At 40.7% G+C, this 20,100-nt stretch carries 22 protein-coding genes; 3 read left to right on the top strand and 19 right to left on the bottom strand.

Translation table 11 applies throughout. The annotated features are described in order from the left end of the window. Position 1: 1 nt before the first annotated feature. The 4 genes from BKK48_RS05075 to BKK48_RS05060 are packed head-to-tail and all read right to left on the bottom strand — an operon-like array spanning position 2 to position 2,244. A complete protein-coding gene (locus BKK48_RS05075) occupies positions 2 to 394 on the bottom strand; it encodes a hypothetical protein (RefSeq protein WP_077427076.1) in 393 nt (130 codons plus the stop codon). 2 nt (positions 395 to 396) lie between these two features. Next, positions 397 to 912 (bottom strand): hypothetical protein, encoded by a 516-nt coding sequence (locus BKK48_RS05070; protein ID WP_077427075.1) that lies wholly within the window; start codon positions 910 to 912, stop codon positions 397 to 399. After that, entirely contained in the window at positions 909 to 1,424 is a 516-nt protein-coding gene (locus BKK48_RS05065) for a PilN domain-containing protein (protein ID WP_077427074.1), read from the bottom strand. The genes BKK48_RS05070 and BKK48_RS05065 overlap by 4 nt, the downstream gene beginning before the upstream one ends. Then, complete coding sequence (locus tag BKK48_RS05060) at positions 1,411 to 2,244, bottom strand: type IV pilus biogenesis protein PilM (protein WP_077427073.1); 834 nt, start codon at positions 2,242 to 2,244, stop codon at positions 1,411 to 1,413. Before BKK48_RS05060 ends, BKK48_RS05065 begins: the two co-directional genes overlap by 14 nt. Before the next feature lie 98 nt (positions 2,245 to 2,342). On the opposite strand from BKK48_RS05060, the gene BKK48_RS05055 reads away from it, so the two are divergent. Beyond that, a complete protein-coding gene (locus tag BKK48_RS05055) occupies positions 2,343 to 4,961 on the top strand; it encodes a penicillin-binding protein 1A (RefSeq protein WP_077427072.1) in 2,619 nt (872 codons plus the stop codon). Positions 4,962 to 5,070: 109 nt separating this feature from the next. Next, positions 5,071 to 5,916: a 23S rRNA (adenine(2030)-N(6))-methyltransferase RlmJ gene (locus tag BKK48_RS05050; RefSeq protein ID WP_077427071.1), complete on the top strand. Its 846-nt coding sequence runs from the start codon at positions 5,071 to 5,073 to the stop codon at positions 5,914 to 5,916. Positions 5,917 to 5,973: 57 nt separating this feature from the next. On the opposite strand, the gene hslO is transcribed toward BKK48_RS05050, so the two are convergent. From hslO to BKK48_RS05020, 6 genes are all read right to left on the bottom strand, one after another. After that, positions 5,974 to 6,849, bottom strand: coding sequence for an Hsp33 family molecular chaperone HslO (gene hslO, locus BKK48_RS05045; RefSeq protein ID WP_077427070.1), 876 nt, complete (start codon positions 6,847 to 6,849; stop codon positions 5,974 to 5,976). 230 nt (positions 6,850 to 7,079) lie between these two features. Next, positions 7,080 to 8,186, bottom strand: coding sequence for a porin (locus tag BKK48_RS05040; RefSeq protein ID WP_077427069.1), 1,107 nt, complete (start codon positions 8,184 to 8,186; stop codon positions 7,080 to 7,082). 122 nt (positions 8,187 to 8,308) lie between these two features. Next, positions 8,309 to 9,268, bottom strand: a complete 960-nt coding sequence (gene rfaC / locus BKK48_RS05035) for a lipopolysaccharide heptosyltransferase RfaC (protein ID WP_077427068.1) — start codon at positions 9,266 to 9,268, stop codon at positions 8,309 to 8,311. Then, entirely contained in the window at positions 9,265 to 10,311 is a 1,047-nt protein-coding gene (gene waaF / locus BKK48_RS05030; protein ID WP_077427067.1) for a lipopolysaccharide heptosyltransferase II, read from the bottom strand. The genes rfaC and waaF overlap by 4 nt, the downstream gene beginning before the upstream one ends. 53 nt (positions 10,312 to 10,364) lie before the next feature. Next, positions 10,365 to 11,294 carry an ADP-glyceromanno-heptose 6-epimerase gene (rfaD, locus tag BKK48_RS05025; RefSeq protein WP_077427066.1) on the bottom strand — a complete coding sequence of 310 codons (930 nt, stop codon included), beginning with the start codon at positions 11,292 to 11,294 and terminating at the stop codon, positions 10,365 to 10,367. 78 nt (positions 11,295 to 11,372) lie between these two features. After that, positions 11,373 to 11,876 (bottom strand): protein disulfide oxidoreductase, encoded by a 504-nt coding sequence (locus BKK48_RS05020; RefSeq protein WP_077427065.1) that lies wholly within the window; start codon positions 11,874 to 11,876, stop codon positions 11,373 to 11,375. Between the two features lie 110 nt (positions 11,877 to 11,986). Here BKK48_RS05020 and deoC point away from each other — a divergent pair, with 110 nt between their 5' ends. Then, entirely contained in the window at positions 11,987 to 12,658 is a 672-nt protein-coding gene (deoC, locus tag BKK48_RS05015) for a deoxyribose-phosphate aldolase (protein ID WP_077427064.1), read from the top strand. A gap of 20 nt (positions 12,659 to 12,678) precedes the next feature. On the opposite strand, the gene mazG is transcribed toward deoC, so the two are convergent. The 9 genes from mazG to tig form a co-directional block, all read right to left on the bottom strand. Further along, the gene (gene mazG, locus BKK48_RS05010; protein WP_077427063.1) at positions 12,679 to 13,476 is read right to left on the bottom strand and encodes a nucleoside triphosphate pyrophosphohydrolase; all 798 of its coding nucleotides are present in this window, start codon (positions 13,474 to 13,476) and stop codon (positions 12,679 to 12,681) included. Between the two features lie 119 nt (positions 13,477 to 13,595). Next, positions 13,596 to 14,285, bottom strand: a complete 690-nt coding sequence (rplA, locus tag BKK48_RS05005) for a 50S ribosomal protein L1 (protein ID WP_077427062.1) — start codon at positions 14,283 to 14,285, stop codon at positions 13,596 to 13,598. A gap of 4 nt (positions 14,286 to 14,289) precedes the next feature. Continuing rightward, positions 14,290 to 14,718 carry a 50S ribosomal protein L11 gene (gene rplK / locus BKK48_RS05000; protein ID WP_077427061.1) on the bottom strand — a complete coding sequence of 143 codons (429 nt, stop codon included), beginning with the start codon at positions 14,716 to 14,718 and terminating at the stop codon, positions 14,290 to 14,292. A 223-nt stretch (positions 14,719 to 14,941) separates the two neighbouring features. Next, a complete protein-coding gene (locus tag BKK48_RS04995; RefSeq protein ID WP_077427060.1) occupies positions 14,942 to 15,457 on the bottom strand; it encodes a hypothetical protein in 516 nt (171 codons plus the stop codon). A 98-nt stretch (positions 15,458 to 15,555) separates the two neighbouring features. After that, positions 15,556 to 16,113, bottom strand: a complete 558-nt coding sequence (nusG, locus tag BKK48_RS04990) for a transcription termination/antitermination protein NusG (protein ID WP_077427059.1) — start codon at positions 16,111 to 16,113, stop codon at positions 15,556 to 15,558. A gap of 1 nt (position 16,114) precedes the next feature. After that, a complete protein-coding gene (secE, locus tag BKK48_RS04985; protein WP_077427058.1) occupies positions 16,115 to 16,528 on the bottom strand; it encodes a preprotein translocase subunit SecE in 414 nt (137 codons plus the stop codon). Positions 16,529 to 16,657: 129 nt separating this feature from the next. After that, positions 16,658 to 17,908, bottom strand: a complete 1,251-nt coding sequence (gene clpX, locus BKK48_RS04980) for an ATP-dependent protease ATP-binding subunit ClpX (RefSeq protein WP_077427057.1) — start codon at positions 17,906 to 17,908, stop codon at positions 16,658 to 16,660. Positions 17,909 to 17,917: 9 nt separating this feature from the next. Continuing rightward, positions 17,918 to 18,499 carry an ATP-dependent Clp endopeptidase proteolytic subunit ClpP gene (clpP, locus tag BKK48_RS04975; RefSeq protein ID WP_077427056.1) on the bottom strand — a complete coding sequence of 194 codons (582 nt, stop codon included), beginning with the start codon at positions 18,497 to 18,499 and terminating at the stop codon, positions 17,918 to 17,920. 112 nt (positions 18,500 to 18,611) lie between these two features. Next, positions 18,612 to 19,910 carry a trigger factor gene (tig, locus tag BKK48_RS04970; RefSeq protein ID WP_077427055.1) on the bottom strand — a complete coding sequence of 433 codons (1,299 nt, stop codon included), beginning with the start codon at positions 19,908 to 19,910 and terminating at the stop codon, positions 18,612 to 18,614. Positions 19,911 to 20,100: the final 190 nt, after the last annotated feature.

The raw sequence follows: 20,100 nt of genomic DNA, 5'->3' as shown, positions 1-20,100 counted from the left end.
CCTAAAATCTCAATACTAAGGGGTCTGTCTGTTCACATTGCCCTATTTTTGAATGCAACAGTTCCACACCATTTTTTCCAATCTGTTTTATTAAATAGCCTTCTTGCCCCAAGCGATAACCAGATTTGGCAACGATCAATTGTTGATTTGGATCTAAAAACAGGGCTTCTGGTCTATTTTTATAAAGCACCACCCCCACTAATTTGAGCTGGATAAAAGCGGTTTCCGTGGCAAAGGCTGGCTCTTTAAAAACACATTTTTCTTTCTGTATTTTGGGAATACTGAGGTGGTTTTCTCCTGTTTGACGTTGGTGATAGTCAAAGGGATCGGTGGCTTGTGCGTTAAAACAGAACAAGAGGCAATATAGCCCTAAAAAATAACCTGATATCTTCATCTTTATGCTTTCCTTTTCAGTTGTAAAACAAGATGACTTTGCAGCTTCCCTTTTTCTGTTTTTTCTATCACTAATTGCACAAAAGAAAGGGATTGCTGTTCTAAAACTGCGTTGAGAAAATGAGATAAAGCATGGAATTGCCCCATTAATTGCACTTGTAAAATTGGTTGAGAGGAAAAATCCCATTGATATTCAATGAGTTCGATTTTACCCGTTAATAATTGGTGAAGGTGTTCATCTAATGCCACAATTTGCTTTGTTAGCTGAGGGGATAACTCTCGTTGTTCAGAATGTTTTTTTAAGGTCGTAAGCCATTTTTCTTGGTGGGTTAATTCTGCGGATTGTTGGGTGATATTTTGTGTTAAGGTCAGCTCTTGTTGATAGGTATCCCAGCTTTCCAAAACCACTGTAAAATTGACCGCACTTAAACAGCAAATAAAAAATCCCCAGTGATAAATTGGGGGCAGAGTGAGCCATTTCTCCACGAGTGGGATACGCTGTTTAATAATTGATTTCATCGTGATTTCTCGCTTTCTAAAGGAAGGTCAAACTGAAAAAGCAAACGTCCTTGCTCTGTTTTAAACTGCGTTAATTTGACCGTGCTGAAAGATGAACTGAGAAATTCGTGTAATGATTCAAATTCCTGCTGTGACAAACAAAATCCGCTCAACTGTATTCCCTCGTCATTAAGATGAAATGTGGATAACTCCCCTTGTTGAAAAGGAAATTGAGGTAATAAAGATAAAACCTGTGCAACGCTATCGGGTTTAATGGCTTGTAATGTGGTTAAATCTTGCATGCTTTGTTTCATTTGGCTGACATGTTGAACGGTTTTCATTAAACGGGCTTTTTGTTGCTCAAAGGTTTGTATTTTCTGATTGAGTGCTGCTTTTTGTTGGTGTTGAAACCAAGTCAATATCGCATAGAGCAAAAAAGCAAGGCTGAATACGGCAACGAGTTTGAGCAAAAATAACAGCAATAATTGCCGATACTGTGTTAACCGCCAAGGAAGTAAATTAATGCTGTTCATTGTGCTTTTCACTTAAGCATAGGGTTGAAAAATCAATCGGGTTTTGCTGTAAATCCTTTTGCCATAGTGCATTGCCTAAGGCGATGAAAGGAAAAGTTGTGGTAACCCTTTGCCAACTTTGGGGGATATCCCGTTGTGCGATATCAGGGGTTTGATAGACATAAACACTGGTGATTTCCACCTCAAAGTGTTGGCAAAATTGGTGGTAAAGTGCGGTTAAATTTTCTTGTGTTTGTCGTGTTTTAATGCCTTGGGAAGAGGGGCTGAGAGCTAAACAATAGGATTGATCTTGGTATAAATATAAGGCATCGTTTTGCACTTCCCCTAAAAGAAAACGGAATGTGCGTAAAATAGCATGATAGGCAATATCCAACACATCTAGGGATAAACCCGTATAAGCGGTTTGAGCTTGCTGAGCCACCTGCCTGCGAACCGCATAGATTTCTAACTGAAAACCTTGTTTTAGCGGGGTTGAGAGATAATCAAACCAAAGTTCTTCAAAGGGAATAGGCAATTCTTTTTGTAATATAAAACGGCATTGTTGTTCACATTCTTGAGGGGTTAATTTGTGAGGTAAAACGAAGGTTTTTGACCAAATCAAATGAGGCAAAAGACAGCCGATATAACGTAATTTAAAACGGGTTTGGGGAAAATCTTGGGTTAGGCGGGCGATTAATCGCGTTTCAATATTTGGTTTATCTGCGGAAAGTAGAAAAGATTGAACTTGGTTTGTACCATTTAACCAAACGAATTGAAATTGGTTTTGTTGTTGATGAACGCCAATTTGTATAATTTGCTGTTTTTTATGAAGTATTGGCATATGCTTTTCCTATTATTTAGACGGTTAATCTTTTATACTTAGCAGCCAAATCATAATGTGGTTTGAGTTATTATCATCAATCAAGAGAGAATTTTACGATGAGGATCGCAAAATTAATATTCAGTAGCCTGTTAACCCTGTGCATTTTAGGTCTTGTGGCAGGGGGCGTATTTTATCTCCACTTAAAATCCGAATTACCATCAGTGGAAACGTTGAAAGAGGTGGAATTACAACAACCGATGCAGATTTACACTGCCGATGGAAAATTAATCGGAGAGGTGGGGGAACAACGCCGTATTCCGGTGAAATTAGAAAACGTTCCTCCTCGCTTAATTGAAGCGTTTTTAGCCACAGAGGACAGCCGTTTTTATGACCACCATGGGATTGATCCCATCGGTATTGGCCGTGCATTGTTTGTTGCATTAAGCAGTGGTGGCGCTTCCCAAGGGGCAAGTACGATCACGCAGCAATTAGCGCGTAATTTTTTCTTAACACCGGAAAAAACCTTGATTCGTAAAGCGCGGGAAGCGGTGCTGGCTATCGAAATTGAAAATGCCTTAAACAAACAGGAAATTCTCGAACTTTATTTAAACAAAATTTTCTTAGGTTACCGTTCTTATGGGATTGCGGCGGCAGCTCAAACCTATTTTGGAAAATCCTTAGAGGAATTGACATTGTCCGAAATGGCAATGATTGCAGGCTTGCCTAAAGCGCCTTCCACAATGAACCCGTTATATTCCCCAAAACGTGCGGAAGAACGCCGAAATATTGTTTTAGCACGCATGCTTGATGAAAAATACATCACAAAAGAAAAATATGATGCGGCGGTTAAAGAGCCGATCACTGCAAGCTATCATGGGGCAAAATTTGATTTTCGTGCAGATTATGTAACAGAAATGGTACGCCAAGAAATGGTAAAACGTTTTGGTGAAGAAAATGCTTATACCCGAGGGTATAAAGTGTTCACCACCGTATTGTCTAAAGATCAAGCGGAAGCCCAAAAAGCGGTGCGTCAAAATTTAATCAACTATGATATGCGTCATGGCTGGCGTGGCGGTGCGCCTTTGTGGAAAAAAGGCGAAGCGGCATGGGAGGCTGAACGCATTGTTGCTTTTCTGAAACAATTACCCAATTCCGATCCTTTTATTCCTGCGGCAGTGACTGCATTGGGTAAAAATGGGGCGGAATTATTGTTGGCTAATCATCAAACCATGACCCTTTCATTTAATGCAATGCGTTGGGCCGGAAAATCCCCGGTTAAAGTGGGCGATCAAATTTGGATTCGCCAACGTGATAACGGTGAATGGATTTTAGGACAAATTCCGGCGGCCAATTCGGCTTTGGTTTCTTTAAATTCCGATAATGGGGCTATTGAAGCGTTAGTGGGTGGATTTAGTTTTGAACAAAGCAAATTTAACCGTGCAACGCAATCATTGGTACAAGTGGGATCGTCTTTTAAACCCTTTATTTATGCGGCCGCATTGGAAAAAGGGTTAACCCTTTCCAGTGTTTTGCAAGACAGCCCGATTTCTATTTCCAAACCGGGGCAAAAAGTATGGAACCCGAAAAACTCACCGGATCGTTATGATGGCCCGATGCGTTTACGAGTGGGGTTAGGTCAATCAAAAAATATGATTGCAATTCGAGCCTTACAAACTGCCGGTATCGGGTTTACCGCTGATTTCTTACAACGTTTTGGTTTTAATCGGGAACAATATTTTGCCAGCGAAGCGTTAGCTTTGGGGGCAGCCTCTTTTACTCCTCTTGAAATGGCTCGGGCTTATGCGGTATTTGATAATGGTGGATTTTTAATCGATCCTTATATTATTGAAAAAATTCAAGACAATAATGGTAAGGATTTATTTATTGCCAACCCGAAAATTGCTTGTATCACCTGTCATGATATTCCGGTTATTTACGGTGAAACCAAAGACAAAATTGATGGTTTCCAAAACATTGCCGAAGTGGCCAAACCGGATGATTTAAAAGCGGCAAAAGGCAATACTAACACGGATACGGAAGAAGATGTTCAACCGGAAAACGTGCCTGATTTACCGGAGCTACAAGCCCAAAGCGGTATGTTAAACGATGGTTCGGTAAACCTTATGGCAGATGCCAAAGAGGGCAATAGCCAAGTGCAATATGCCCCTCGGGTAATCAGTGGAGAACTGGCCTTTTTAATTCGTAGTGCCTTAAATACCGCTATTTATGGTGAGCAAGGATTAGGCTGGAAAGGAACTAGCTGGCGGATGTCGAAAGAAATTAAATACCGCAGTGATATTGGCGGTAAAACCGGTACAACAAATAGTTCAAAAGTGGCTTGGTATGCCGGGTTTGGTGCGAATCTCGTCACCACGACCTATGTAGGCTTTGATGATAATAAACGGGTACTGGGGCGGGGCGAATCCGGTGGGAAAACGGCCATGCCGGCTTGGATTGCCTATATGAAAGTTGCCCTTTCCGATATCCCTGAACGAAATCTTGAGCTACCGCCAAATATTATGGAGAAAACCATTGATAGCAATTCGGGATTGCTTTCAGAATATGGTGGGCGTAAAGAATATTTTATTGTCGGTACAGAACCAAAACGCACCTATGTGGCGGAAATGAAAGAGCGTGGTTATTATGTTCCACCTGAATTGCAACAACGCTTAAATGGCGGTACAGGCAAAATTCAAGATGCGACCCCCGTTGCACAACCGGAAGAATTATTCTAATCATCAGGGATGATGTTGCAAACCAATAAACCTTGTACGCTCTGTGCAAGGTTTATTTATCTAAAATGCGGTGAATTTTGACCGCACTTTTTAACGAAAAAGGACAACTATGCTGAGTTATCGCCATTCCTTTCATGCCGGCAATCATGCCGATGTGTTAAAACATCTTGTGCTTATGCTCATTTTGGAAAGCATGAAACTGAAAGAAAAAGGGTTTTATTATTTGGATACGCACTCGGGCGTGGGGCGTTATCGTTTATCCTCGGATGAGGCGGAAAAAACCGGGGAATACAAAGAGGGCATTGGGCGTTTGTGGGAACAAACGGATTTACCGGAAGCGGTAGGCCGTTATGTGGAATTAATTAAAAGGCTCAATTATGGCGGAAAGGCCCTGCGTTATTACGCCGGTTCGCCAATGATTGCCGCACAATTATTACGCCCACAAGATCGTGCGTTGCTGACTGAATTACACCCTAGCGATTTCCCATTATTACGAAATAATTTTAAAGAATTTAAAAATATCAGCGTAAAACGTGATAACGGTTTCCAACAGCTTAAAGCCACCCTGCCACCGAAAGAACGCCGTGGGCTTGTACTAATTGATCCTCCTTATGAGCTTAAAGAAGATTACGATTTAGTGGTTAAAGCTATTGAGGAGGGCTATAAACGTTTTGCCACCGGGACTTATGCCATTTGGTATCCCGTGGTGCTACGCCAACAAACGAAACGGATTTTTAAAGGATTGGAAGCCACCGGTATTCGGAAAATTCTAAAAATCGAATTAGCTGTTCGCCCGGATAGCGAGCAGAGAGGAATGACCGCAAGCGGTATGATTGTGATTAACCCGCCTTGGACATTAGAAAACCAAATGAAAGCCATTTTGCCTTATTTAGCGAAAACCCTTATACCGGAAGGAACCGGCAGATGGACGGTGGAATGGATTACGCCGGAATAAAACAAAGCGGAATTTAACCGCACTTTAGAAAAATCCCCGCATAAACGGGGATTTTTGCTATTCTGCCTGTGCGTTTGCTTTTAATTTATTAATGGCTTCTTTATTAAAGAAATAATGGGTGCCACAACATTCGCATTGCATATCAATACTGCCTTTGTGTTCTTCCAAAATTTCATCAATCTCTGCCTCAGGAATTAATAAGAGGGCAGCGCCTGAACGTTCAGCGGAGCAACCACAGAAAAACTGAATGTTTTGTGGTTCATATACTTCCACCGTTTCTTCATGGTAAAGACGATAGAGCATTTCTTCTGCTGGTAAGCCGAAGAGTTCTTCGTTTTTTGCTGTTGCCGCTAAAGTGGCGAGATGTTCAAAATCCTCTGGCGAGCCTTCACCATCCGGCATAATTTGCAATAACATTCCTGCCGCCACCGGTTTGCCGGCATACGCCCCTGTGCGAATAATTAACTGGGTTTGAAGTTGCTCAGAACGGGCAAAATAATCTTCCAAACATTCGGTAATGGTGGGTTTATCTAATCCGATTACCCCTTGATAACGCTCACCCTCTTTGGGAGCAATGGTGATCACTAATACCCCTTTGCCGATCATCTCATGCAAGGTCATTTCAGGTGATATTTCCCCTTCCACGCGTGCTAAAGCACGAATTTGTTGCTGATCGTTGCCATTGACTAATGCCAATCGAAGGGGGCCGTCACCTTGAATTTGTACGGTGATATTCCCTTCAAATTTTAATGTTGCCGTGAGTAATGTGGTGGCGACCATCATTTCACCCAACAAATTTTGTATGGGTTCTGGATAATGATGAGTATTTAAAGTATCGGCAAAGCTTTGATTTAGGCGTACCCATTCCCCACGAACGGCACGATTTTGGAAAAGATAGCGGTAAAGTTTGTCATTGTCTTGTGTGTCATTCATTGTTTGTTCCTTTAATTTTAGTGAACTAAAAAGTGCGGTCAAAAAATAAGGTGTTTTGAACAGGGGTCTGCCCAACAGCACCAAAGGCGTGAATAAATCACTTTAGTGATTGATGAATAATCGCCACCGCACTTTTAGCTTGGGCTTTATTATGGGGGCATTTTAGACAATTACAATCCCAAAGAAAAAGCGAGCCATTTCTGACTCGCTTTAAGAGATAAATTTAATGATTACCAGTATGCTCGTAAACCAATGACTGTTTTTAAATCACGGCTACGATCAACACTTCTATTTTCATATTTTGTGCGTGTCGCTTGCCATTCTAAGAATGGTTTTACTTTCAGAGAACCCTGCTGATAAAGATAATATTCGGTTCCCACCATAAATTGACGTTTTGTCGTCTTGGTTTCTAAACCGGAAGCTGGTTCTTCCTTATCTGTTTTATAAGCGTACATCGCATAAACATTCCAATCTTCATTCAACCCTTGACGAACAACGGCACGAACTTCATTTTTAGTTTGTTTATTGCCAATTGCCCCTTTATTTTTGGTTACTTGTTGCTCAATATCCAAACCATAAGTGGTGTGAGCAAAATTATAAGCTAAGCCTAGCGCATAGGCGTTTTGTGAGAATGATGGTGCAATCGATTGATTTTCGGAAATTTCACGAGTAAACCCGGTTGCAACAGTGAAATTTTGGATATCATCAATTTTGTGATTGAAAATAAATGCGGTACCCCACACATTTTTACGGTGATTTTTTAAGTCTAAATTTGTATTATCACGTTTACTTGCACCACCGTAGTACACGCCAAATTTTACTTTATTATCACCATAGTTACCGCGATAGGTATATTGAAGTACGCGGCGGGCTACGGAATTTAATAAACCATCGGATAAGCTATAGGTGTTCGGCAAATCGGTTTGTTTCACTTCATCAGTGATTGTTGTCATATTACCGTAAACCAATTCACCGAATCGTTTATGACCAAAACCGGCGTAAAGCTGACGGGTATAAATATGATCAAAATCATGTTGTGATGCAGCCTCACCACGGAAACGCCACTCAACACGACCTAGCGCATAGAAATCACCGCCAAGATTTTGTTTTACTTTGAAGCCAAAACGTGAACCATTGTTATCCACAGCATGATTGATATGCTCTTTGGTTTCTGCGCCATTTACATAGTTTTTTTTATTTGATGTACTTTCCCATTTCAAACGAAGTGAACCGCTGAAATCTATTTCAGTACCGGTTTCTTCAATGTTGAATTGGTAAGCTTGGGCTGAACCTGCAGCGAAGGCTGCTACGGTTAATGCAAGAAGTGTTTTTTTCATAATACATTCCTTATAAAAAAACAGGGAGGAAAATTGAACTTTTGGAGTTTATCTGTTCAAGCGGTGGTAATCAAGCAATTTTTAATCTATTTTATAACTAAAAAGAATATTCCGGTTTTGTTTTAGCTCATTAAGGTATTAAGAAGTTCAAAAACCTGCGGCGCAGAAATGTTATTCATGGAATTCGCAGAGAGATAATGTTGGTTTTTACCATAACAGCCAATGAGTTTAGGATCCGTTGCACCATAAAGTGTGATGTTGGGTTTATCTAAGGCGGCGGTTAAATGCGCTAATCCCGTATCAACAGAAACGACGGCTTGCGAAGTGGCAATTTGCTGTGCAAGTTCGCTTAAGGATAATCGGGGAAGCACTACTACATTGGTGTTACCTTGAGCTAAACGCACTGCTCGGGCTTGTTCCCTTTCATTGCCCCAAGGTAAACGGATTTGCAGGGAAAGTGCGGTCATTTTTTCGATTAAATTTTGCCATTCCTGTTCAGGCCAATGTTTATCCTCTCGGGTGGTGGAATGAAAAAAAATCACATAAGGTTCTATGAGAGAGGGTGTGGTGGAGGCAAAATGCTGTGCGATACCATAATCACCTTGCGAAGTCGGCAATGCATAATTTAGGCTGAGCGCAAAGAGTTGTCGAATACGCTCCACCGCATGTTGCTGATAGGAAATGGCATATTTTTTATCATAGAAGAATGAGGCGATAGGCTCTCGGATACTGTGGCGATCATAGCCATGCTTCATGCCATGGGGCAGGCGGGTAGCGAAAAAAGCACTTTTTAATAATCCTTGAGCATCAATCACGGCATCATAGTGGGATTGTTGAAGGCGCGTGCGGTAGGTTTTCCATTCCTTCCTCGTGTTGGCTGAAAAAGGGGATTTTCGCCAACGGCGAAGAGCAATAGGGATCACTTGGTTTACTGCAGGGTGCCATTGGGGAATTTCTGCAAAAGCTTCCTCTACCACCCAATCGACTTGCAAGTTTGGTATAGCCTGAAGGGCGTCTGTTAAGGCCGGCAGGGTGTGGATAACATCGCCCATTGAGGAGGTTTTTACTAAACAAATTTTCATGATTTTGCTAATAATTCATCCAATTTTTCTATCACCTTTTGAGGTGTAATATCGATCAAACTTTGATGATATCCCTCTGCACTGTCTTTACTTTTCCGCACTTTGATTAAATCCCCCTCAATTAACCGAATAATCACCGCTTTATCGGAAAGTGGTGGGGTATAAGTTGGGCTGGTTGGGCCGTAAAGGGCAATGAGTGGACGTTGGGTTGCGGCGGCGATATGCATTAAACCGCTGTCATTGCTCACCACCGCCGTACAATTTGCAATGAGATCAACCGCTTGATTGAGATTGGTTTGCCCGGCTAAATTTAAACAAAACACTTGCTGTGCTTGCGGTAAGGCGTTGCGGATGCTTTCTCCGGCTTCCACATCTTTCGGCGAACCGAAAATTTCTATTGCATAACCTCGCTCAATGAGCATTTCCGCCAGTTTCGCATAATGATAATGAGGCCAACGTTTTGCAGGCCCAAATTCCGCCCCGGGGCAAAAGCCGATAATCGGGCGGTCTGCTAAAAGTGCGGTCTGTTTTTCAAAGGTTTTTAAGGTTTCTGCCTGCTGTGTTTGATTGACGGTTAAATAAGGCGTTAATACCGGAATCGTTGCTGCTTTTGGAACACGATTTTTTTCAAAGGCGAGCGCAACATAACGTTGCACCATCATCGGGTACTCTTTTTTGTTGGATCGCAAATCATTTAATAAAAGATAGCGGCTTTCCCCTTTCCAGCCACGTCGTAAAGGAATGTTGGCGAAAAAGGGAATAAAAGCAGATTTTAATGAGTTGGGTAAAACAATGGCCATATCATATTGATGACGGAGACTTTTCCCTAAACGATAACGTGTACCGAGTGCCAATGCACCGTGCCCTAAAGGCATTTCAAGGGCATTTCGAACCTCCGGCATACGGGCGAGCAACGGTTTACACCAATTCGGTGCCATTACATCAATATTACATTGAGGATATTGGATTTTGAGTTGTTGATACAAACTGTGCGACATCATCATGTCGCCTACCCAAGAGGGGCCGATAACGAGAATATTCATATTTCACCGCACTTTGTTTTCTAACTATCCCAATATATTTAACTCATCATCGATTACTTTTTATTGAGCCATGCCATATACTCAGCCGTCCCTTCGGCAACAGATTTAAATTCGCCTTTGTAACCGGCGGCGCGTAATGCCGTTAAATCCGCCTGAGTAAAGGTTTGATAGCGGGATTTGAGATGATCAGGGAAAGGAATGGTTTCAATGTGTCCTTTACCGTGGAATTTGATCACCGCTTGGGCAACCGCTTGGAAGGATTCCGCACGGCCTGTCCCCAGATTGTAAATACCGGAAATGCCATTTTGCCATGCCCAAATATTGACTTTTGCCACATCTTCCACATAAACAAAATCACGCAAGAAGGTTTCTGAGCCGGCAAATAATTTTGGATTTTCCCCTTTCAACATTTGATTATTGAGGTGGAATGCCACACTGGCCATGGAGCCTTTATGTTGCTCTCTTGGCCCATACACATTGAAATATTTGAAGCCACAAATCGGTGAGTTTGCTGTCGGTAAGACTTTTCTCACATATTCATCAAATAAGAATTTTGAGTAGCCGTAGGCATTAAGCGGACTTTCAAATTCTCGTTTTTCAATAAAATTCTCGGTACGCCCGCCATAAGTGGCGGCACTGGAGGCATAAAAAAACGGAATGTGGCGATCGACACAATAATGTAATAATTCTTTCGAATATTCATAATTGTTTTGCATTAAATATTTGCCATCCCATTCTGTGGTGGCTGAACAAGCGCCCTCATGGAAAACTGCATCAATTTCACCAAAATCATCACCGGCAATAATAGAGGCGATAAAATCTTCTTTGTCGCAATAATCGGCAATATCCAAATCCACTAAATTAATAAATTTCGTCCCATCTTTTAAATTATCGACGACTAAAATATCTTTACGTCCCATTTCATTTAATGCTTTGACAATGTTGCTGCCAATCATGCCGGCGCCACCGGTTACTATAATCATAATCTTGTCCTTTTTTAGATGTATAAATATGTTGTCATTGTAATGGATTTTCAGAATAAGGTAAAAGCCACACGGCCCTTAACTTAAAAACTCAGTGAAAAATAACCGCACTTTTAACCCCCAATAGCTCGTCCACCCGGTTGTCGCAAGACTCATTTTTCCTTTATTTAAAATGATGATCGTAGGGGTGACATTCACTTGCCATTTTTGTGCGATAGTCCCTTGGGGATCATTGACTGTGGTGAAGCGATAATTGTGTTGGGTTAAATAATCTCCAACTTCTTTTTCCGTTCCTGAACGTAAGGCTATCGAAACCACCGGGTACCCTTCTTTTGCCAGATCATTGATGGCAGGTGAGGTGTATCGACAATACCCGCACCAAGTTCCCCAAAAATAAATCAATGTGGGTTTATCTTGGGGGATTTGTGGGAGGAAAAAACCATTGCCCTGTAAATCATAGAGTGCCGTTGCATTGATTTCGGGCGGGATTTCAGGTTGACGGATAACATCTAAAAGATGGCTGACGATAATGAAGGTAAATAGGAGTGAAACGCTATTTTTGAGTAAGGCGGTGAATTTCATAATCGGCTCGATAAAAAAGAATAGCGATAATTTATCATAAAAGTGCGGTCAATTTTCAGCATATTTTGTTATCATAGCTCGGCAAAATTTTCATTATAAGGAGAAGGAAAATGGACAGTAAAACGCTGGCAAAATATATCGACCACACCGCATTGACTGCTGAAAAAAACGAGCAAGATATTTTAACGCTTTGTGATGAAGCCATAAAATATGGTTTTTATTCTGTGTGTATCAACTCGGGTTATATCCCTTTAGCAAAAGAAAAATTGGCAGGAACGGCCGTGAAAATTTGTACTGTTGTGGGTTTTCCTCTTGGGGCTAATCTCACCTCGGTAAAAGCCTTTGAAACCCAAGAAGCCATCAAAGCCGGGGCGAACGAAATTGATATGGTGATTAATGTGGGCTGGATTAAATCGAACCAATGGCAAGCGGTAAAAGAAGATATCCAAGCAGTATTGAAGGCTTGTAATACTGTGCCTTTGAAAGTCATTTTAGAAACCTGCCTACTCACCAAAGATGAAATTGTTAAAGCCTGTGAAATCTGCAAAGAATTAGGTGTAGCCTTTGTCAAAACCTCTACAGGATTTAGCAAAGGTGGGGCAACCGTGGAAGATGTGGCACTCATGAAAAAAACAGTGGGACATATCGGCGTAAAAGCCTCCGGTGGCGTGCGTGATACCCAAACTGCTTTAGCGATGATTGATGCCGGCGCAACACGAATTGGTGCCAGTGCCAGCATTGCGATTATTGGTGAGGAAAATCATACACAAAGCGATTATTAAACCATAAAAAATAGCGAGCATTAGCTCGCTATTTTCTCTTCTTTTTTTACCTCATCCCACAACACATCCATTTCGATTAAAGAAAGTGCGGTCAATTCTTTTCCCATTTCTTTGGCTTTTTGTTCAACCTTACGGAAACGTTGTTCAAACTTATGATTTGCTTTGCGTAAGCTTTCTTCAGCATTGCATTTTAAGTGACGGGATAAATTGACGGTGGCAAAGAACAAATCGCCGATTTCTTCTTCAAGACTTTCCCTATTTTGTGGATTTTTATTCACTTCCTCTTTTACTTCTTGCAATTCTTCTTCAATTTTTTCAAAAACAGGGGAAATTTCAGTCCAGTCAAAACCTATTTTTGAACATTGTTTCTGCAATTTTTGCGCTCTCATTAGTGTAGGAAAAGCAGAGGGAATTTTATCTAAAATGGATTGATTTTGTGTTTTGGATTTTTCTAAGGCTTTAATGCTATTCCAGCGGGCAAGGGCTTCCTCTTCATTTCCGGCTGTCGCATCTGCAAAAACATGTGGATGACGGCGAACAATTTTTTCGGCCACGTCATTTAACACATCATTAAAATTAAAATACTGATCTTCTGAAGCGAGCTGACTAAAGAAAACCACTTGGAGCAGTAAATCGCCCAATTCTTCGCGTAAATTGCGGATGTCTTTTTTCTGAATGGCATCAACCACTTCATAGGTTTCTTCGATAAGACAAGGGATCATTGATTCATAATTTTGTTTTAAATCCCAAGGGCAACCTTTTTCAGGATGGCGAAGCTGTGCGATTAATCGGATGAAGTCTTCAATTGAATATGTCATAAATAAGCTCTAGGTAAAAAGGGGGGGAATAGACTTAAGCTCAAAAAATTTGAGCCCTGTATATACAGAGCTCAATATTTTATTCGTCACTTATGAATTTCATAAGGTTTTTATCACCATTATAGTGAGGTTTGATCAACTGCAACACCTGCACCCATGGTGGTAGAAATGCTAACTTTCTTGATAAAGATACCTTTTGCTGTGCTTGGTTTTGCTTTCGCTAAAGCAGCCAATAATGCTTGAAGGTTTTCTTTTAATTGCGCTTCAGAGAAGTTTGCTTTACCAATTGTGGTGTGGATGATACCGTTTTTATCGTTACGATAACGGATCTGACCAGATTTAGCATTTTTCACTGCTTCTGCAACGTTTGGTGTTACGGTACCAACTTTAGGGTTTGGCATTAAACCACGAGGGCCTAATACTTGACCTAATTGACCAACAACACGCATTGCATCAGGTGAAGCGATAACCACATCGAAATTCATTTCGCCTTTTTTGATTTGCTCTGCTAAATCTTCCATACCCACTAAATCAGCACCTGCTTCTTTAGCCGCATCTGCGTTAGCACCTTGGGTGAACACAGCAACACGAACTTCACGGCCAGTACCATGTGGTAACACGGTTGCGCCACGCACGTTTTGATCAGATTTACGAGGATCGATACCTAAGTTTACTGCGACATCAACGCTTTCAACGAATTTAGCTGTTGCGAATTGTTTTAACAATGCAATGGCTTCGTTGATTTCATATGCTTTAGTAGAATCTACGCCAGCTTTGATTGCTTTCATTTTTTTAGTCAATTTAGCCATCGTATTATTCCTCCACTACTAAGCCCATAGAACGAGCTGTACCAGCGATTGATTTCATTTTCGTTTCAATAGTCGCACCGGTCATATCAACAGCTTTAGTTTCAGCGATTTGACGGATTTGATCTAAAGTCACTTTACCTACTTTATCTTTGTTCGGTTTACCTGAACCGGACTTGATCCCTGCAGCTTTTTTCAATAATACGGCTGCCGGTGGGGTTTTTGTAACGAAGGTAAATGAACGGTCTGCATAAACCGTGATCACAACAGGAATTGGTAAACCTTTTTCTAAGCTCTCAGTACGAGCGTTGAATGCTTTACAGAATTCCATAATGTTCACACCTTGTTGACCTAATGCAGGACCAACCGGTGGTGATGGGTTTGCCATACCCGCTGCAACTTGCAACTTAACGTAGGCTTGGACTTTTTTTGCCATTTTAATTTTCCTCTAGTTGGGTAATCACGCTATAAAATAGCTCCCCGATGATTTTGACACCTATCATAAAAGTGCCACACAAAAATATAAGCCGATGAACGGCTTATAAATAGGATGCGGATTATATAGAATAAAGGTATAGATTTCAAACAGAAATTTTATTTTTCACTACATTCAAATACTTTGGTTCTCACTTTGCTACAGAGTAATCTTGTAAAAAATATTAAGGAGAAGTAGGGGAGCAGACTTCTGTTGTTTTACGAATAAATTTTGAATTGGATACGGTAAAAGTATATTTACTACAAGAAAATTCTCCTCCCTGAAAAAAGAGATCCTCAACCGAGATAAGAACTTGACCATTTTTCAATTTGCTAAATGACCAAAGTTTCGGGGGAGAACCCCAGCTACCGATCTCAATTCCTTTTTCGACAATATATTTTCCCTCTTTAGTGTAAGCATAGAGATCAATTAGACCAGGGCATAAATGGCATCCACTACTGTTTTCCCCTCCTAATACAATGATATAAAGATTATCATTTTTTGAGCGAAAATCTTTTGAGATAACATCTTCAATACACAGGGAGGGAGCAAAATCTGAACGCTCTGTTCTCATAAAACGACAGCTTTTGTCCATTTCACTGACATTAGGGTAATTGTCAGTAATAAAAGTATCAATATCCTTTGCAGAAAGAGAAAAGATGGATAAACCAAACAAGATTGCGATTAAAAATTTACTCATAAAATATCTATTAATTAATGTTTGTTTTCTTGTTTAAAAGAAACATATAAAAATAGGGAAAGATTTTGTCTTCCCCTATTTCAATATAAATTTTTTAATTATGCGCTCTTTTCCACTTGACCAAATTCCAACTCAACCGGCGTGGCTCGACCGAAGATAGAAACGGATACTTTCAATCGACCTTTATCATAATCGACTTCTTCTACGGTACCATTGAAATCAGCAAATGGCCCTTCGGTAACACGCACTTCTTCACCCGGGTGATATTCATTACGGTGGCGAGGTTTATCTGCCGTTTGTTCCAAGCGGTTTAAGATAATATCCGCTTCACGTTTGGAAATAGGAGCCGGTTTATCCGGTGTTCCACCGATAAAGCCCATCACGCGTGGCACACTTTTCACTAAATGCCATGTATCATCGTTCATTTCCATTTCAACAAGCACATAGCCCGGAAAGAATTTACGCTCGCTTTTACGGCGTTTTCCTGCGACATTTTCGACCACTTCTTCAGTTGGCACAAGGACTTCACCAAACTGATCTTCCATTTGGTGTTGTTTAATATATTCACGCAAAGTTAATGCAACACGGCTTTCAAAACCGGAAAACGCTTGCAGAACATACCAACGTTTTTTTGATACTGTTGTTTCTTCCGTCATTTTAGAATCTCAAATCGGTTAAGAAGTTAATAATTGACACAATAATAGAGTCCGCCGCCCAAAAGAACAAGGAAGCGATAATGGTCACACCGATAACGATTAGTGTGGTTTGGCGGGTTTCTGAACGGTTTGGCCAGACCACTTTACGCGCTTCATTTCTTGCTTCTTTAAAGAAGTTGCGTGCTTTTACACCTTGATTGGTGATGGCCGCAAAAATGAGGGCTAACACCAGTGCCACTGCCATGCCGATCACACGAACCGGTGTTGAATAAACTTTTTGGAAATAGACATTACCGATAGCGGCAGCCGCAAAGAAAACCACGACTAAAATCCAAAGTAATGTATTTAGACCCTTTGATTTACCTTCCACCGGCTCTTCTGTTTTTTTCTTTTTATCAACAATTTCAGTTGTCATAATTGAATCCGTTTAAAAAGGGGAAAATTAAGAACGTGCGATTGTAGCATTTTCTTTGTTAATTTCCTATTGAAAAATAGGAAACGTAAAAATACAGAAAATCAACCGCACTTTCTTATAAAGCAAAGACTAAGAACGATAAACTAACTTCGGTGCGTGGTTTTCCATGACTGTTTCTTCTCCCACCACAACTTTTTCCAAGTTTTCAATGGACGGTAAATCATACATGGTATCAAGTAGCAATGCCTCAACGATAGAACGTAAGCCACGCGCACCGGTTTTCCGTTCAAGGGCTTTTTTAGCCATGGCTTTTAAGGCTTCCGGTGTGAATTCTAATTCCACATTTTCTAATCCAAATAAGGCTTGATATTGTTTTGTTAACGCATTTTTAGGTTGGGTAAGAATTTGTACCAACGCCTCTTCATCCAATTCACTTAACGGCGCAATCATCGGTAAACGTCCGATAAATTCAGGAATTAACCCAAATTTCATTAAATCATCCGGTTCTACCTGACGGAATAATTCGGACAAAGATTGATCTTCCGTTTCTTTTTCCACTTTAGCATCAAAACCGATACTTGTTGCTGTTTGAGTACGTTTGGAAATAATTTTATCCAAGCCGGCAAATGCCCCGCCACAGATAAATAAAATTTTTGAGGTATCCACTTTCAACATTTCTTGTTGAGGGTGCTTACGTCCGCCTTGTGGGGGGACAGAAGCAATCGTGCCTTCAATTAATTTCAATAAGGCTTGTTGTACCCCTTCACCGGAAACATCCCGAGTGATGGATGCCCCTTCCGATTTACGACTGATCTTGTCAATTTCATCAATATAAATGATGCCTTGCTCGGCTTTTTCCGTGTCATAGTCGCAATTTTGTAACAGTTTTTGGAGAACATTTTCCACATCTTCCCCCACATAGCCTGCTTCGGTCAACGTGGTGGCATCAGCCATGGCAAAAGGCACATTGAGCTGACGGGCTAAGGTTTGTGCAAGTAAGGTTTTACCGCTTCCTGTCGGGCCAATCAGCAAAATATTACTTTTGCCTAATTCAACCTCATGATTGTCATGATTGGTACGCAAGCGTTTATAATGATTATATACCGCCACAGAAAGGACTTTTTTGGCATAGTCCTGACCGATGACATAATCATCTAAATGTGCACGAATTTCGTGAGGGGTAGGTAATTTTGCTTCATTTTCAACCGCACTTTCCCCTTCCTCTTCATTATCTGTTTCATGACTTTCTTCCAACATCGTGTGGCAAAGTTCGATACATTCGTTACAGATATAGCCCTCTGTTCCGGCAATTAACTTATCGACTTCACTTTTTTCTTTACCACAGAAAGAACAATGTAAATCTTTATTATCTGTTGTCATCTTGAGTCCTTAACGTTTAATCAATACCTCATCCACTAAGCCATAGGCTTTTGCTTCTTCGGCAGACATAAAGTTATCACGATCCGTATCTTGTTCAATTCGTTCAATACTTTGTCCTGTGTGGAAGGCTAAGCGATCATTTAAGGTGTGCTTAATTTTTAAAATTTCTTGAGCGTGAATTTGAATATCTGAGGCCTGCCCTCTAAATCCGCCCAAAGGTTGATGAATCATCACTCGAGAATGGGGTAAGGCTGCACGTTTACCTTTGGTGCCTCCTGCTAATAAAAACGCTCCCATTGAACAGGCTTGTCCAATACAAAGGGTACGCACATCAGGTTTAATGAATTGCATCGTGTCATAAATTGCCATGCCGGCGGTGACCGAGCCACCCGGGGAGTTAATATAAATATTAATATCTTTTGTCGGATCTTCCGATTCTAAAAACAGTAATTGGGCAACAATTAAATTTGCCATGCGATCTTCAACTTCGCCGGTTAAAAAAATCACACGCTCTTTTAATAAACGGGAATAAATATCGTAAGAACGCTCTCCTCGTGAAGTTTGTTCTACAACCATAGGAACTAAAGCCATTTTCTCACCTATTATGTATAAAAAAATTTTCGCTATTTTACCTGAAACCACTACAAATAAAAATGCGGTCGTTTTTATTGAAAATAACGACCGCACTTTTAATCAACGAAAATTAAGCTTGTGGATTCATAATTTCATCAAATGAAGACGCTTTTTCGGTCACTTGTGCTTTTGCAAGAACCGCATCAACCGCTTGTTCTTCTAACACAACATTGCGGATGTTGTTCATTAATTCTTCATTTTTGCTGTAATACTCAACCACTTCAGCCGGTTGTTCGTAAGCAGAAGCGATATCTGCGATCATGGTTTTCACACGTTCATCATCTGCTTTCAATTCGTTGGATTTAATCACTTCAGAGAATAACAAACCAACTTGTACACGGCGTTTTGCATCGGCTTCAAATAATTCACGCGGCAATTGTGCTGCCTGTTGTGCATTACCACCAAAACGTTGTGCCGCTTGGTTACGCAACACGTTAATTTCTTCTTCAACGGCAGAAGAAGGCACATCAATTGGATTTTGTTCGATCAAACCATTGATAACCTGTTGTTTCACACGAGAAACTAAGGCGTTTTTCAATTCACGTTCCATATTTTTACGGATTTCTGTGCGTAAATCTTCAACCGTTTTTGTGTTAGGACCGAATTTAGCCACAAACTCATCGGTTAATTCAGGCAATACCATGTTCTCTACTTTTTTCAACGTAATAGCAAATTTTGCCGCTTTGCCTTTTAAGTTTTCTGCATGATATTCCGCCGGGAAGGTCACATCGATATCAAATTGCTCACCTGCTTTATGACCTACGATACCCTCTTCAAAACCCGGGATCATACGACCTTGACCCATGAATAAAACGAAATCGGAGGCTTTGCCGCCTTCAAATTCCTCACCATCGATAGAACCCACAAAATCAATGGTTACACGATCATCAGCTTTTGCAGCATCTTGGCTTTCTGTCCAAGTGGCTTGTTGTTTACGCAATACATCGATCATCTTATCAATGTCTGCTTCTGTGATTTCAACCGTTGGTTTTTCCACTTTGATGTTTTCTAAACCTTGTAATTGCACTTCCGGATACACTTCAAAAGTAGCATTGAAAACTAAATCTTTGCCTTGCTCAAAGGTTTCGATTGCAAAAGTCGGACGACCTGCGATGTTGATTTTTTCTGCAATTACCGCATCAAAGAAATGACGTGGTAATAAATCATTTAATACATCTTGACGAATTGATGCGCCAAAACGTTGTTCAACAATGTGAGCCGGAACTTTCCCTTTACGGAAGCCGTCTACTCGAACATTTTTTGCCGCACGTTTAAATTCTTCACGCGTCGCTTTTTCAACCGTTTCCGCAGGAACAGTGATTGCCACACGACGTTCTAAACCTTGGGTGGTTTCAATATTTAATGCCATTTGTAACCTCAATTTATTTTTGCACTCGGTCAAATTCACACCGAACACGTTATTAAAAAATAATAGTGATAAAAAAACGGGCAAATTATAGCGAAATAAAATCAGCCAGTCGATAGATACACAATAAATCAACAAAAATCTGTCTTATTTCGATGATTTTATCAACAAAATTTTGGCACAAAAAAAGTGT

It is taken from the genome of Rodentibacter heidelbergensis (assembly GCF_002000125.1).
Classification (GTDB): Bacteria; Pseudomonadota; Gammaproteobacteria; order Enterobacterales; family Pasteurellaceae; genus Rodentibacter; species Rodentibacter heidelbergensis.
Note: the sequence above shows the minus strand (reverse complement) of the source record. Positions and strands in the feature narration are given on the sequence as shown.

Coding starts and splice junctions, on each gene's coding strand:
- BKK48_RS05075 (WP_077427076.1), bottom strand. CDS start 394: ATGAAGATATCAGGTTATTTTTTAGGGCTATATTGCCTCTTGTTCTGT.
- BKK48_RS05070 (WP_077427075.1), bottom strand. CDS start 912: ATGAAATCAATTATTAAACAGCGTATCCCACTCGTGGAGAAATGGCTC.
- BKK48_RS05065 (WP_077427074.1), bottom strand. CDS start 1,424: ATGAACAGCATTAATTTACTTCCTTGGCGGTTAACACAGTATCGGCAA.
- BKK48_RS05060 (WP_077427073.1), bottom strand. CDS start 2,244: ATGCCAATACTTCATAAAAAACAGCAAATTATACAAATTGGCGTTCAT.
- BKK48_RS05055 (WP_077427072.1), top strand. CDS start 2,343: ATGAGGATCGCAAAATTAATATTCAGTAGCCTGTTAACCCTGTGCATT.
- BKK48_RS05050 (WP_077427071.1), top strand. CDS start 5,071: ATGCTGAGTTATCGCCATTCCTTTCATGCCGGCAATCATGCCGATGTG.
- hslO (WP_077427070.1), bottom strand. CDS start 6,849: ATGAATGACACACAAGACAATGACAAACTTTACCGCTATCTTTTCCAA.
- BKK48_RS05040 (WP_077427069.1), bottom strand. CDS start 8,186: ATGAAAAAAACACTTCTTGCATTAACCGTAGCAGCCTTCGCTGCAGGT.
- rfaC (WP_077427068.1), bottom strand. CDS start 9,268: ATGAAAATTTGTTTAGTAAAAACCTCCTCAATGGGCGATGTTATCCAC.
- waaF (WP_077427067.1), bottom strand. CDS start 10,311: ATGAATATTCTCGTTATCGGCCCCTCTTGGGTAGGCGACATGATGATG.
- rfaD (WP_077427066.1), bottom strand. CDS start 11,294: ATGATTATAGTAACCGGTGGCGCCGGCATGATTGGCAGCAACATTGTC.
- BKK48_RS05020 (WP_077427065.1), bottom strand. CDS start 11,876: ATGAAATTCACCGCCTTACTCAAAAATAGCGTTTCACTCCTATTTACC.
- deoC (WP_077427064.1), top strand. CDS start 11,987: ATGGACAGTAAAACGCTGGCAAAATATATCGACCACACCGCATTGACT.
- mazG (WP_077427063.1), bottom strand. CDS start 13,476: ATGACATATTCAATTGAAGACTTCATCCGATTAATCGCACAGCTTCGC.
- rplA (WP_077427062.1), bottom strand. CDS start 14,285: ATGGCTAAATTGACTAAAAAAATGAAAGCAATCAAAGCTGGCGTAGAT.
- rplK (WP_077427061.1), bottom strand. CDS start 14,718: ATGGCAAAAAAAGTCCAAGCCTACGTTAAGTTGCAAGTTGCAGCGGGT.
- BKK48_RS04995 (WP_077427060.1), bottom strand. CDS start 15,457: ATGAGTAAATTTTTAATCGCAATCTTGTTTGGTTTATCCATCTTTTCT.
- nusG (WP_077427059.1), bottom strand. CDS start 16,113: ATGACGGAAGAAACAACAGTATCAAAAAAACGTTGGTATGTTCTGCAA.
- secE (WP_077427058.1), bottom strand. CDS start 16,528: ATGACAACTGAAATTGTTGATAAAAAGAAAAAAACAGAAGAGCCGGTG.
- clpX (WP_077427057.1), bottom strand. CDS start 17,908: ATGACAACAGATAATAAAGATTTACATTGTTCTTTCTGTGGTAAAGAA.
- clpP (WP_077427056.1), bottom strand. CDS start 18,499: ATGGCTTTAGTTCCTATGGTTGTAGAACAAACTTCACGAGGAGAGCGT.
- tig (WP_077427055.1), bottom strand. CDS start 19,910: ATGGCATTAAATATTGAAACCACCCAAGGTTTAGAACGTCGTGTGGCA.